Annotated in this window: 8 protein-coding genes; 1 reads left to right on the top strand and 7 read right to left on the bottom strand. The window is 60.9% G+C overall.

Features of this window, described 5'->3' with window-relative positions; translation table 11 throughout:
* Positions 1-95: 95 nt before the first annotated feature.
* Genes ABTV29_RS12495 through ABTV29_RS12505 form a run of 3 tightly spaced genes read right to left on the bottom strand, consistent with a single transcriptional unit; the run spans position 96 to position 6,000 of the window.
* Positions 96-1,388, bottom strand: coding sequence for a DUF6396 domain-containing protein (locus ABTV29_RS12495; protein ID WP_433770621.1), 1,293 nt, complete (start codon positions 1,386-1,388; stop codon positions 96-98).
* Entirely contained in the window at positions 1,388-3,289 is a 1,902-nt protein-coding gene (locus tag ABTV29_RS12500; RefSeq protein ID WP_433770623.1) for a phospholipase D-like domain-containing protein, read from the bottom strand. Before ABTV29_RS12500 ends, ABTV29_RS12495 begins: the two co-directional genes overlap by 1 nt.
* The gene (locus tag ABTV29_RS12505; protein ID WP_433770625.1) at positions 3,286-6,000 is read right to left on the bottom strand and encodes a type VI secretion system Vgr family protein; all 2,715 of its coding nucleotides are present in this window, start codon (positions 5,998-6,000) and stop codon (positions 3,286-3,288) included. Before ABTV29_RS12505 ends, ABTV29_RS12500 begins: the two co-directional genes overlap by 4 nt.
* 540 nt (positions 6,001-6,540) lie before the next feature.
* On the opposite strand from ABTV29_RS12505, the gene ABTV29_RS12510 reads away from it, so the two are divergent.
* The gene (locus tag ABTV29_RS12510; protein ID WP_433770627.1) at positions 6,541-6,849 is read left to right on the top strand and encodes a DUF6124 family protein; all 309 of its coding nucleotides are present in this window, start codon (positions 6,541-6,543) and stop codon (positions 6,847-6,849) included.
* 109 nt (positions 6,850-6,958) lie between these two features.
* Here the strand turns inward: ABTV29_RS12510 and ABTV29_RS12515 are convergent, their stop codons facing one another.
* The 4 genes from ABTV29_RS12515 to ABTV29_RS12530 all read right to left on the bottom strand — a co-directional run bounded on the left by ABTV29_RS12515 (position 6,959) and on the right by ABTV29_RS12530 (position 13,788).
* Entirely contained in the window at positions 6,959-7,819 is an 861-nt protein-coding gene (locus ABTV29_RS12515; protein WP_433770629.1) for a CAP domain-containing protein, read from the bottom strand.
* 153 nt (positions 7,820-7,972) lie between these two features.
* Positions 7,973-8,617 carry a helix-turn-helix transcriptional regulator gene (locus tag ABTV29_RS12520; protein WP_433770631.1) on the bottom strand — a complete coding sequence of 215 codons (645 nt, stop codon included), beginning with the start codon at positions 8,615-8,617 and terminating at the stop codon, positions 7,973-7,975.
* Between the two features lie 20 nt (positions 8,618-8,637).
* On the bottom strand, positions 8,638-9,267 hold the full coding sequence (locus ABTV29_RS12525; RefSeq protein WP_433770633.1) for a hypothetical protein: 630 nt from the start codon (positions 9,265-9,267) through the stop codon (positions 8,638-8,640).
* 435 nt (positions 9,268-9,702) lie between these two features.
* Positions 9,703-13,788, bottom strand: coding sequence for a molybdopterin-dependent oxidoreductase (locus ABTV29_RS12530; protein ID WP_433770634.1), 4,086 nt, complete (start codon positions 13,786-13,788; stop codon positions 9,703-9,705).
* Between the last annotated feature and the right edge of the window lie 214 nt (positions 13,789-14,002).

A 14,002-nucleotide genomic window follows, 5' to 3' on the forward strand; every position in this document is an offset into this window, starting at 1 on the left:
TGCTCCTTTTAATTGCCAGTATTGGCGGTTCCATTGATGCGTGGTCGTAGCTTTTCTAATTTGCTCAGCTTGTAAGGCACTTGCTTGCGCAATATTCAGGCTTCACCCAGCAGCCTCCATTCAATGTTTTCTTCCTCGACGGTTATTCGATCGGCGAGCAGGAATCGGCTGTGACGATGCCGAACATTGAGGGTTGGCATAATCTCGCCTTTCTCGAAGCGCCGGGGTTCGCCTTTTGACAAGCTCGACCAGGGTTTGCCGGCGATACATTCCGCCAGCCAGTAACCGGTATGCGTGCAGGCTTCGCCGCTGTTGCAGGCCGGTCTCTTTATGTAGTCGATCTGTATAAATGCCGAGGAGCCCGGCATTGCCCGGCCGGTGGCGGGATCGAGGAGTTTGTCTTTGGCCAGTTGATGAATCAGTGCTTCGCTGGGTTTTTCGGGTGGGACATTGGCAAGCCGATGTTCGAGCCATTGGAGCTTGCCGTCCCAGGCGGGGAGTTCGGCAGGAGGCAATGGGACTATTTCGTTGATTTCGGGGACTTTGGGATTGGCGTAAGAGTAGCCGGAGAGGATTTTCCAGATTTTTTCGTAGCGATCAGCGCGCTCGAGGTCTTCCTTTTGCCCTAAATAGTTCAGGCGATCATTTGGCTCCGGTCCACGAAAACCATGGCTCAAAAAAGAAGTCGAGGTGCTGTCACCGGCAGCTACTCCAAGTTGAAAGGCTTCAATGGCTTCCTGATACTGCCCATCTGTCGAATGATCGACACCTAGTGCTCCGGCAGCATCTCCATTTCCTTGTTCAGCAGCGCAATGACGCATTTGCCGGGCAATATCCGGTGCAATGTTGATTGGCGCCAACTTGTCGGCGACATAGGCTTGAGCGAGCGCACTACCTTCATCAGCGGCTTTTCGGTAATAACGCAGGGCCATCAGACGATCCTGGTGCAGCCCAGCTGCGCCGCGCTCCAGGAAGATCCCGATAAAGTAATAACCTGTTGCTACTCCCGCATTGATCAGTTGCTCACTCATGCGCAAATGCTCTTCGCCATGGACTCTGAAATACCCGCGCATGGCACCGTTCTGTAGATTGATATTGGCCTTGTAGTGACCATTCTCACTGGCGATGCGGTACAGACGTTCAATCTCTGAATCGATAGTCTTGTCCTGTTTGAGTTGGTTATTTTTTTGCAACCAGCGCGCGTAATGGAACAACAAATCAGCTTCGGCGGGGGCGCTGGGGATCTGCTCGTGGACACAGGTAAAGGCCATCTTGGTCTTGACTTCAGATAAAGGGTTCAAATGCGTTTCCTTGGTCGAATTATAGGAAGGACTACCGGCATCGCATGCGACGAGCAGTAGACATGACAGCAGCAAGATCTGGCGCATCAGTCGAGGTCCGACAGTTTGGATTCGCCGTAATAGAACTCGACGAGGGGGGCATAGGGAGTCATTTGTTTTAATTGAAAGCTTTTGTTTGTATTTATTATTCGTTTCCACTCTTCGAATGCCACGGCAGGATCATCCTGCCCCCCCATTCCATTCGTATGCATCTCCCACAACCGCCGCCGCATCACCTGCGTCACGCTCGCCCACTCATGGGCAATATTCAGTTCGCTGTCGACCTGCATGCTGCGGGTGTTGATGTTGGCCGAGCCGTGGGTGGTGAACACATCGTCGACGATCATCAACTTTGAGTGGATGTACACATCCATCCATTTCTTGCCGGCAGGCGAGTCGGGAGCGACCAGCGAGCACACATGGACCTTAAGCCCGGGGAACTCCCTGGTAGCCAAAACTTCTTTTTCAATGGCCTCGATCTGGCTGTTCAGAGCGTGTTGGCGCCAATCGTTGGACCAGGCTTTTCGCCGCTGCTCTTCCTTGGCCCTGTCGCTGAGATCGGTTCCACCCAAGGCGTCGGTGAGGTTCGTCAACATGACCAAGGCATGCTGCTCCAGCCGCTCTGCGACAGTGGGTTCCAGCGCGGCGGCCTCAGCTTTAGCCCGTTCAATACGCTGTAACTTGGTGATTGCCGGCATGGTTTCCCCACGCCCCAGACTTTCGAGCATGCGTTGCGTGTTCACGGTGCCTGCGCCAATGCCGCCATCGGTGGCATTGGTGATTACGAACAGGTGCAAGTTGCCGTGTATGCCCGGATCGCGACCGGCCTTGGTCTGGCCAGCGGCAACCGTCTTGATCAGTTCAGCAAGCGGGGGCCAACGGAAGTACTGGTTTTCGATGTAGATGAACTGGGTCGCGTTGTTGGCGGCTTGCAGGTAGAGCTTCTCGATATCACGTTTGCCTTCCTGGGCCTGGGTGCGAAGGATTTGTGCGATCTGTCGGGTGGCGCCCGGGGTGCATTTCAGTTGCGGACCCACTTGCATGGCTTGGCGCGGGGCCAGCAGGTCCTCGCCGGTTTCCTTGCGCCAGGCGCTGGCGAAGTTGTGATGCAGGTGTTCCAGGATCGGCCCACTGATGCGGCTCGAAATGTCTTGCCGTGGGGTGTCGCCACGCGGGCCTTTATTGGGTGCGGGCTTGGTGTCTTTTTTACGTTTGAGGGCCGAGTGGGCATTGGTGTCCCAGTACTCGTCGAGCATGTTGTGGCCCATGACGAAACCGACGGCGCGGTCTGGCAACTCATAATCGACGAGCACTGTTTTTTGATGATGCGTCGCTGTCGTCGTAAGGATGAATTGCGTGCTGGCGCTGATCTGCGGGTCGTGGCTCTTGTACCTCGCCTGATGGGCGATCTCGGCTCGTTCAAACACACTGAAACCGCGACTGACGAAAACGGGAGTACCGCGAGCGGCCTGGAGCGCGGCGGCCATGTTGTCGGCCACCGCACAGTTGGAAAACCAATAGCGGTCGTAGTCGTATTGGTCGTCCGTGGAGGGCTGCATCTCACGATCGTAGTATCGAAACGGACCTTTGCCGGGCAAGTTGGCTTCGCCGGCTTTGCCAGCGGTATTGAAGGGCATCTCCCACCCCAGAACCCGAACCTTGACGCCTTCCCGGGCCTTGGCCAGCAGCAGTTCACCAATGCACGGCGATATGCCGTCGCGAATAAAATACATCGACGGCTGAAAACCCCAGCAGATGATGTCGACAGAGGTCTTGGCGTTCGCGATGGCTTCGTGCACGGCCCGGAACGTTTCTTCGCCGTTGATCAACGGTTCATAGGTCGCCATGGCGGGCGGGTATTCGGTGTGTCGCACGTACCACGGCGCAGTACAGGTCACCTCTTGGGTGTGCTGCAGTGCAAGTGGTGAAACGATCTCGTACTGGCTCATGGTGTTTTCCCTTGTTGGTCATTGATTCCTTGCAACACCGCGTCGTATAGCGCGCGGTGATCGGTGTGCGAGGTGGGTTGGCTTACTTCGGCGTGGGGTTGCGAGGGATGGTTTTGCAAGCCACGGTTGGCCAGGTGTGCCTGTTCGGCATTGCGGTAATCCGTGGGTATCGGGATGTGGTGGGTCACACCGTTGGTCATGACCAACCGGTAGGCTCGCGTAACAACCTGATGATCAATCAAAAGTTGCCCGGACGCGTCCAGCACGCCCTGCTTGAGCACGGCGCCGTCGGCATAGAGCGTGTAGGGCATGCCCACCCAACTTTGATTCGTGGCGTTGGACGCTTGAGAAACATTGAATCGCAGAACCTGCTTGGACAGGCTCTTCGGATACTCCGGGTGCGTGGCGGTCATGCTCGCCGGGCCGCTGTATTCGAAGTGCGCGGCCTTGACCTTATGGTCGCCCGCCGTGCCCTGTTCGATGCCGCCCTCATCCAGCGTCATGTAACTGCCACCGCCATTGACGACGATTTTCTTCTTCGCCGTGATGCGGACTTCATCTTCGGTGCTGGTGATGTCCAGACCATGCCGGGCGAACACCTCCAATCGGTCGTTCTGCGCTTGAATCTGCACCGGCCCCTGATTGGCGATCAGCTTGATCCCGAGCTTGCGCACAAAAAAGCTCAGGCCCTGACCCACACCTATGAACAGTCGCTTGACCACGCTGATATCGGCTTCGCCACCGGCGTTGAGCATCAGATTGTTTTGCGCCGCCAGTTGCAGGTGCTGGCCGCTGGTGAGAGCGATGCCCTGTGGGGCGCTCAGCAACAGGACCGAGCTCTTGAGTTGCTCCAGATCCTCGCGCAGCAGTTGCAGTTGCGCCGCCACATCCGCCGGATCAGCGCTGGCGGCCTGGGCATCGACCGAGAGTTTTTGCAGTTGTTGGCCGGCCTGTTGCAGGCGGTCGACAGCGGCGCTCATCTCCAGTTGTTGGCCTTGCGCTTTGGGCTGGGCATCGGCACTGATGAAAACACCCTTACCCGCACGAAGACTGCCCCAATCATCCGTCCGCAGCTCAAAGCCATCCCCGCGCTTCTGCTTTTTCGCATTCACCAGATGCCCGAGGTTCAACTGGCTCTTGCCGCCATATTCGGTGCTGAGCTTGACGTGTTCCTGCCCGCGCTGATCCTCCATGCGCAGCTTGTTGTTGGCCGGGGTGCGCAGCACGTTGCGGGTGAAGTCGCGCTTGGCCAGGGTTACGTGGTCCGGGTGTTCGCTGTCGTGCAGGGCGTGGGCGATGTAGGGGCGGTCCGGGTCGCCTTGTTCGAAGGCGATGGCCACTTCGGTGCCGCAGATCAGTGGCAGGTGCAGGCCGTGGGTGTCGCCGGCGTAGGGGCGGGCCAGGCGTAGCCACATGCTTTCCTGGCCGAGTTTCCAGTTGTCGCGGTCGAACAGGAAGTTGACCTTGTAGCGGCCGTGCATGTCGATTTCGGCGTATTTGTCATGGGCCATGGCGCTGGTGACGCGCGCCGGTACGGTGCCGGCGATTTGCGGTTTGGGCGTCACCGGTGGGCGAAAGCACAGGGCTTCCGAATAGGGCATGGCGTCGAAAAGGCATTCGAAGCTGGCATCGCGAGCAGCACGGGTGGTCAGGCCGATGATTGTGCAGCGCGGGGTGAAGGCCTTGGGCGCGCCACCGTTGATGGTCAGCACTTGGCCCGGTGCGAGGGTTGCGCTGTTGCTGGTGCCGTTCAGCAGGGTCTGGTAATTCAGGTAACGGTCATGGCTCAGACGCGCAAAGAAATAGCCGCTTTCGGTTTCCAGCTCTTCGTGCTGGTCGTAGCGGTCACCGAGCACACGATAAGGTTCGGCGTAGTGGTAGGCCTCGCCGTAGGTGCCGGGGGCGCCACGAGTCTGGTCGATCTCGGCATCGAGAAAAGCGCGGGCGTCCTGGTGGTGATAGGCGCGGATGTTGACGTGTTTTTCCACCACCTGGTGGCGGGTTTGCAGGGCCCAGACACCGTCTTCGCCGCTGGCGAGTCCCGCCGGCGGGCGACAGGGCAGTTCGACGTCGAACTGGTAGCCGCGCTGGTTATCGAAAAATTCCACGACCTCGAAGTCCAACCGCTCGTGGTTGCGGATGCAGTACCAGATGCCGACTTCGGCCAGCAGGCGGCTGATGAAGTCCAGGTCGCTTTCGCCGTACTGCATGACCTGCTCACGCCGGGGGTATTCACGCACCAGACGGAAATGGAAGTCGTAGCCTTCGAAGTCATGCCGGCTGCGCAGGATCTGGTCAACGATCTCTGGCACCGACTGCTGCTGGTAGATGCGGTATTGCCGGCCCCGCTCCAGCAGGGCGAGGCGCGGTTGCAGGATCAATGAGTAGCGGGCTTCGTCCTTTGAACCGGACAACCGCTGAAAGCCGGTGATCACCCCGTGCAAGGTGCGCAGTGGTTTGATCTCGGGAGTTTTCCAGGGCATCAGGCGCGGATCGGGCGGGATGGGATGTAGGCTGAAGCTGGCGCCCTTGCCGAGCAGCTGCTCGGCGGCAAGGTCCTGTTCGGGACTGGTGAATTCGATGGTGTAGCTGAAGGGCTGGCTGAGGCGTTCTTCACCGTTGAAGGCGAGGACGTCGAGGGAAATATCGAGACCGCGAACCCAGAGTTTGTGGCGGCTGTGGTCGAAGAAGACGCGTGTAGGACTGCTCAAATTGAAACCTCCCTGGAGTGTTCGGGGAGGCTTCATGTCCGTCCCCGGTCAAGCGCGGGACAGCTTTCGGGAAGTGGACACGAGTTGAAATAGGGTGATTCCGATGGAGGTGTGAGATCTTTCGCAGATCTTGGTGAGGCTGTTCTGTAGGAGTTTTTATGGCCTGGTCGAAGCCCCTTCGACGTCACCTTTTCTGACGCTTGTTTAAAAGTCCGGCAGGTTACTTGATGAAAGCCACAACGCCTTGCGTCGTTGCCTACCGTTACGCCAGAATCCGCCGGCTTGTGCGCCTTGGGGCCGGGTTTTATCGTTTGCCGGTCGCTGAAAAAGACAGCGATCGGGTTTGGTAGCCCGGTTCAATTAGGCGTGTGCCATCACTGTTTCAGATCGTATTGGGTCTGCGGTTTATGGTGGTCATGCGCAGGGCTCCTCCGGGGGCGCCGGGTTCCTAATTACCGGTCTACCAACCCGCGTATGGCCGCCACCCTTCGTTTGGTAGCGAGGGTCAAGGCTCCTTCATTGCAATTAGGAGTTTCATTCATGTTCAAGGTCACGCCCAACCCGCCAGAGACCGATTCTGCATCCTCCGACCGCATCCCCTCAGCCGCCGACATCAACGCCACCCCCCGCACACTCGACACTACCTTCATCGTCAATCCCGACCTCGATACCCAAACCCTGCTGGCTCATGCCTGCGAGTCCTTGGCCTCAGCCAATGTCATGACCCTGGATCTGGCGGATCGCATTGAGGGGACGGGTCGCAATACGTTGTTGGGGATTGCCCAGGTGATCATGTTGGGGGAGCTGGCGGTGAATCGGGCGCTGGATCGGATTGAATCGCGGGAATAGAAGAGCAAAAGATCGCAGCCTGCGGCAGCTCCTACACGGGATGGTGTTCACCCGCGAAATTGCACCGAACACCGGACCTGTAGGAGTTGCCGAAGGCTGCGATCTTTTCTCACTTCGCGCCAAACAGCATCGTCCAGTAGACCCCTTCATCGCTGCGCGCCTGCGTCGCAAATCCGGCGCCCACCTGGGTGAACATCGGGTTCATCAGGTTGGCGCAATGCCCGGGGCTCGCCAGCCAGCCGGCCATGGCCTTGCTTGGTGAGCCTTGGCCGGCGGCAATGTTTTCACCGATTTGCCGCCCCCGATAACCCGCGGCTCGTGCCCGATCAGCCGGCATGTCGCCGTCGGGGTCCTGATGGGCGAAGTAGTTGCCGTAAGCCATGGCCTTGCTGTGGCCTTGTGCGGCGGCGCCCAGGCTGGCATTCCAGGCCAGTGGCCGGGCGGCGGCGAAGCGCTGGCGGCCGCACATGCGCGGTTTGGCCCGGGCGGCATTGACTTGCGCCAGCAAGCTCTGAGCGACCGATCGGCTGTCCGCCATTTGGCTGTCCAGCACCGGCTTTGCCAGCACCACTTGCCATTCACCCCGGCTGCGGCTGACGCCGACATCGCTGTACTGGCTGTCCAGCAAGGCCGCGCAATGCTCATCCTGCAGCAGGTCGAATGCCTCTTCGGCATCCTGCGCCCCCACCACGCGAATACTGCGTACCGCCACCGCCTGGTAGCCCGAGGCTTTCAGTCTCTCGCGCATACCGCCGCCATAACCCACCGGCAAGGCCAGGCTGGATTTCAGCGCCAGGGGCGATAAACGTTGAGCGGGACGGCGGCCGCAGCCTTCAGGGTGGGCTCGGTAATCGTTGATGGCATCCACCAGTTGTCGATCCGCACCAGCGTGGGCGGGGGTCGTGAAGAGGGGAAGGGCGGTTAACAGGCACAGCGAAGTGAAGCGCAAAGCGAGAGCGGTTTGGCGCATGGGGCGGCAACTCGAAGTGAGATGACAACGGTTTGGGAAGGGGTAATTGCCGCTCTTAGACTGGCGCGGGCAAACAAGTTCAAGCCGCCGCGGGGGAGATTTGCCGATAGTGCTGCGTATCCGACGAACGCAGCGGGGAGGGGATTTTTTCCGTCAATGGGATTCGCTTTCAGACTCCTGCGCTGGCTCAACAGGCCGTAGCTTGAAACGACAGACATGCCCGCCACGCACCATGCATTCACTGTGCTCGACTTCGCCGCCGCCCAGGGTGCCGATCAATGCCAGGTCCAGTTCGCAGACCACCGGATGGGCTGCGGCCAGGCGATGGAACACGCAGTTGTGGGCGACGATTTGCGCGTCGCCCGCCGAGCGAAAGAACACCTCGGCCTCGTATCCCGCTTCGTTCATGTGCTGCACGATCTTCATTTCGTCGACGACCTGCTGTTCGCGGTCATGGGCCAGTTTGCGGCCCAGGCTGCGCATCAGCGTGGCCAGCGCCTCGGGACCGACAATGTCGGCCACTTCATCGATCAGCGCGCTGGCCAGCAACTGATACTGGCGAGGGAACTGCTCCCTGGCATGGTCGGTGAGCCGATACAGCTGCTCCGGCCGCCGCCCCGTCGGCCGGGTCTCGCCGCGCAGCACCAGGCCGTCACGCTCCAGCGCCGCCAGGTGTTGGCGAATCGCCGTACGCGTGACCGCCAGCTGCTCGGCCAACTCGTCAATGCTCATGCCGCCGGCGTGGTGCAGCAATGCACTGAGCAAGTCCTGCTGTGTCCGACCCAATCCTTCCAGCATGGTGTTTCCTCTTGAACAGGTCAGAACTTGTCGGGGAATTGCTTGACCAGCGCGGCGGTCAAGGCGTCAGCCAGCGCCAGGATATGCACGCGCATCATCGACCAGGTATTGGCTTCGCCAGCATAGTCATGGGCGGCGAATTCATCGATCTGGGCAATGTGATGGCCGCCGTGGGTGGAAAGCATGTTCACCAGCGTCGCCTCAGGCAGATTGGGGTTGGCCTTGGCCAGGAACGCCGCAATGGCCTTGGCATTGCTGGTCAAATCGGCGACGGCGGTTTGCTTGCCCTTGGCGTCCTTGGCCACCGTGGCATCGCTGTAGTGTTTCACCGCGCCCCAGTGGCCGGCCAGCAGTTTGAGCAGTTGGTCGGCCGCGGGCTGGCCATAGAGCGGGGCAATGCTGTTGGCGATCTTGGTGGCGTTATCGACCACCTGGTCGGCCGTGACCTTGGCCTGTTTCTGATCGCCGGACTGATTGGCCTGCGCGTAGGTCCGGATCCAGAAGATGTGCTCGACCCACAAATCACGCAGCGCCAGGCGCGTGGTCAGCGCCGGGCTGTCGGCGGTGGGGGAGGCGGCGGCTGGCGTTGCGCTCCAGGCCGGTTGCGCGCAGAAAGCCAGCAGGATCAGAGCCAAAACCTTGATATTCATGACGGCACCCTCGTGTTGGTGGGAACGACAATATCAATTAAAGCATGAAAATATGTTTTTATTGGACGAGGGCAAAATCTCGGATCAACGGTCGCGCAGCTTTCATATTGACGGGCGTGGAATACAAGCTCCGCAATCGATGCAGCACCTTGTGGGAGCGGGTTGGATGTGGAATCTGCGGGTAGCCGAAATCACTGTGGGAGCGGGCTTGCCCGCGAAGGGGCCGGCAAATTCAACATTGATGTAGCCTGACACACCGCCATCGCGGGCAAGCCCGCTCCCACAGGTTGATGGGTTGGACGTGGAATCTGCGGGTAGCCGAAATCACTGTAGGAGTGAGCCTGCTCGCGATGAGGGCCGGTCATTCAACATTGAAGTTGCCTGACACTCCGCCATCGCGAGCAGGCTCGTTCCTACAGTGTTTAACGGTCCCAATCAGTAAACATCCCGCAAATACCGCTTCTGCTCACTCAACTGCCGCCAGTAGTCCGCGGCGCCTTCGGTGCACAACCCGCCATGATCCTGGGCAACCCGGCGCAAGGCCTGGTCGACATCCTTGGCCATATGCGTTGCGTCGCCGCAGATGTACAACTGCGCGCCTTCCTGCAGCCAGCGCCACAGTTCGGCACCCTGTTCGAGCAGGCGGTCCTGTACGTAGATCTTCTGCGCCTGGTCGCGTGAGAAGGCCAGGCTGAGTTCGGTCAGCAGGCCGTCGCGCTGCATGCCTTGCAGTTCGTCGCGGTAGTAGAAGTCGCTGGCGGCGTGTTGTTCGCCGAAGAACAGCCAGTTCTTGCCCTGGTCACCCCGTGCGCGACGTTCTTGCAGGAACGCGCGAAACGGTGCCACGCCGGTGCCGGGGCCGATCATGATCATCGGAACATTGCCATCGGTGGGCGCCCGAAAGTGTTTGGAGGGCTGAACGAATACCGGCACCTCAACGTTCTCGGCACGGTCGGCGAGGAAGGTCGAGGACACGCCTTTGCGTTTGCCATATCGCACCGCCGCTACGGTCAGATGCACTTCCTCCGGATGCGCCTTGGGGCTGGAGGCAATCGAATACAGCCGCGGTTGCAGGCGCTTGAGGCTGCCCAGCAGTTCACTGGCCGAGCAGTCGACCGGGTATTGCTGCAAGACATCCGCCAGTTGCCGGCCCCACAGCCAGTCTTTCAATTCGGCCTTGCGTTCACTGCCCAGCAACTGTTGCAGCGCCGGGTTGCGGCTGCGCTCGGCGATGAAGGCCAGGGTGTCGCCGGCGGGGCGGGCGATTTCGAAGTGCTCGGTCAGGGCCTGGCGCAGGGGCAGCTCGCCGACCTTGTCGACCTTGACCGGTGTGTCGGCGTGAAGGCCCGTCAGTTGCAGCACTTCATCGACCAGCTCCGGACAATTGCGTGGCACGACGCCCAGGGCATCACCGGCTTCGTAGTGCAACCCGGAGTCGGCAAGTCCCAAGGAAAACATGCGGGTTTCCTTGTGGGGGCTCTGCTGGTTCAGGTGCAGATTGGTCAGCAGACGTGAAGCGAATGGCTTGGCCTTGCACGGCGCGGAGGCAGGGCTGGCAACCGTCACTGAGATCGGCGCTACCGGTTGCAGCGCTTTCTGCAAATCCGCCAGCCACTGCTGCGCCGGTGCTTCGAAGTCGCTGTCGCAGTCGACCCGTTCCAGCAGCCGCGTGGCGCCCAGTTCATGCAAGCGCCGGTCGAGGTTTTTACCGTGCTGGCAGAACTGCTCGTAATTGCGATCGCCCAGGGCCAACACTGCGAAACGCAGGGACTCCAGGCGTGTCTCGCTGCGGCTCAAGCTGTGCCAGAAACCTTCGCCATTGTCGGGCGCATCGCCGTCGCCGAAGGTGCTGCTGATCACGGCCAGGGCCGGGGTGCTGACCAGTCTGTCTGGCGCAAAGTCCGACATGGCGCTCAGCTCGACAGCGATGCCGGCCTCACGCAATTGGCCGGCGAAACCCTCGGCCAGGGCTTCGGCGTTGCCGGTTTGCGAGGCCCACAACAGCGTGACGGTCGATGGGCTGGCGGATGTTTGTGCGCTGTCGCCCGCTGTCGCAGCGCTCTCGATCCGGCTGAACAAACCGCCCAGCACACCGTCCAGCCATAGCCGGGTGTCGGCGCTCATGGGCGCGCTTGGGGGCAGGACAGGCACGCCACTGGCTTGCCGGCCCGCCGTGGATTGCAGGCCACTGAGGAAGCCGGCCAGGTACAGGCGTTCCTGATTGTTCAGCTTCGGTGAGGGCAGGTGACTGATGCCGGCGATTTCGGCAAACGCCTCGATGGACGACATGGCGAGTTCCTCAGGCAAAGGGCCAACGGGAAGAGGTTCAGCAACGGGGGTGGGCACGTCGAGGAACTGATGCTCGATCAGCTCGACCCGTTGCAGGGCGACGGCGCAGAACTTGAATTCGGGCTGCAGCGAAATCGGGTCGACCGCATCGTGGGTCACCGCGTTGATCGCCAGGTTTTCCCCGAAGACATCGTTCCAGTGGAAGGGCGCAAAACAGTTCCCCGGACGCACCCGGTCGGTCACCACCGCCGGCAGGACCGCCTTGCCGCGCAGGGAGCGCACTTGCACATGATCCTTGTCGCGTATGCCGAAACTGGCGGCATCGTCCGGATGGATTTCAATGAACGGGCCCGGGTTGAGCTTATTCAGGGTCGCGACCTTGCCGGTCTTGGTCAGGGTGTGCCACTGGTGCTGCAGGCGCCCGGTGTTGAGGACGAAGGGAAATTGCTCGTCGGGCATTTCCGCAGGCGGCATGTGCGGGCGGGGGAGGAAGACGGCCTTGCCACTTTCGGTGGCGAACACGATGGCTGGCTGGCGGCCGTCGGTGTCGATCCTCAGCGCCTGGCTCACGCCGTCGTTGAAGTAGCGAATCGGATTGCGGTCCGGGCCATCGGTCGCCGCACAGGGCCATTGAAGCGGTTGTTCGCGCAGGCGTGCATGGCTGGCACCGCGAATGTCATAGCCGGTCCTGGGGTTCCAGGCGCGCTTGATCTCTTCGAACACTTCGCTGGCATCGCTGTAGCTGAACGCTTCGGCGAAGCCCATTTCGCACGCCACCCGCGCAATGATCTGCCAGTCGGCCAGCGCTTCGCCGGGTGGCGTCACGGCTTGTTGCATCAGGGTCAGGTTGCGCTCGGCGTTGATCATCACACCTTCGGCTTCGGCCCAGAGCGCGCCGGGCAGCAGGATGTCGGCGTAGCGGTTTGTCTCGGTGTCGAGGTAGGCGTCCTGGGTGATCACCAGTTCGGCGGCCTGCAGGCCTTCGATGACTTTGCGCCGGTTGGGCACCGAGGCCACGGGGTTGGTGCAGATGACCCAGCAGGCTTTGATCCGGCCCTCGGCCATTTGCTCGAACAGATCCACGGTGCCACCGCCGACCGTGCGCGGCAGGCTGCCTTGGGGGATGCTCCACAGGTTCTCGATGAACACCCGGTCCGCTTCGACCAGTCCCGAACGCTGGCCCGGCAGGCCCGGGCCCATGTAGCCCATCTCCCGGCCGCCCATGGCATTGGGTTGCCCGGTCAGGGAAAACGGCCCGCTGCCAGGGCGGCAGATCGCCCCGGTGGCCAGGTGCAGGTTGCACAGGGCGTTGGTGTTCCAGGTGCCGTGGGTGCTCTGGTTCAGGCCCATGGTCCAGCAGCTCATCCACTCGGCGGCCTCGCCGATCCATTGCGCCGCCTGGCGAATGTCGGCTTCGGCCAGGCCGGTGATCTGCGCGACCTTGTCCGGGGAATAGTCCTCCAGAAACGCCGGCATGACCTCCCAGCCCTCAGTGAAAGAGGCGATGAATTCCGCATCGGTATGGCCATTTTTCAGCAGCAGATGCAGCAAGCCATTGAGCAGCGCCAGGTCGGTGCCGGGGCGGATTTGCAAAAACAGCCCGGCCTTTTCTGCCGTGGCGCTGCGGCGCGGGTCGACCACGATCAGTCTGGCACCGGCCTTGACCCGGTCCATCATGCGAAGGAACAGGATCGGGTGACAGTCGGCCATGTTGGCGCCGGTCACGAAGAACAGGTCGGCCTTGTCGAAGTCCTCATAGGAACCCGGTGGCCCGTCGGAGCCTAGGGAAAGCTTGTAGCCACTGCCGGCGCTGGCCATGCACAGGCGCGAGTTGGATTCGACGTTGTTGGTGCGCACGAAGCCCTTGGCCAGTTTGTTGATCAGGTACTGGGCTTCCAGCGACATCTGCCCGGAAACGTAGAACGCCAGGGCATCGGGCCCGTGACGATCGAGAATGCCGCGCAGCCGGCCGGCGGTTTCGCGGATGGCCTGATCCATGGCGACCCGAACCGGGTCGCGATCACGGGCCTGGCGCAGGTAGGCATTCTCCATCCGGCCCGCCTCGGCAATCGCCTGCCCGCTGGTGGTGCCTTTGGTGCAGAGCCGACCAAAGTTGCTCGGGTGGGTCTTGTCGCCAACGACCTTGACCACCCGATTGCCCTCGACCTGCATGACGATGCCGCACCCCACGCCACAATAGGGGCATACGCTGCGTACGGTTTTGTCTGCCATCCTCGAAATCCTGCCGACACTTGATCAATCCAGAAACGCAAAAGGCGCCATGCGGCCCTCCGTCGAAACGGGGAGCTACACGGCGCCTTTGTCGTATATGTGCAATCTGCGTTGACTGCGTAGTGGGTGATTGCAAGTGGCGGGCCAGAAGCTTTGAGGCCTTGCTGTAAGGGGTTTCGAGGCTGTCGGTGGGGCTGGAGCGACCGATGTGTGC

Source organism: Pseudomonas putida, assembly GCF_050989985.1.
GTDB classification, from domain to species: domain Bacteria; phylum Pseudomonadota; class Gammaproteobacteria; order Pseudomonadales; family Pseudomonadaceae; genus Aquipseudomonas; species Aquipseudomonas putida_AI.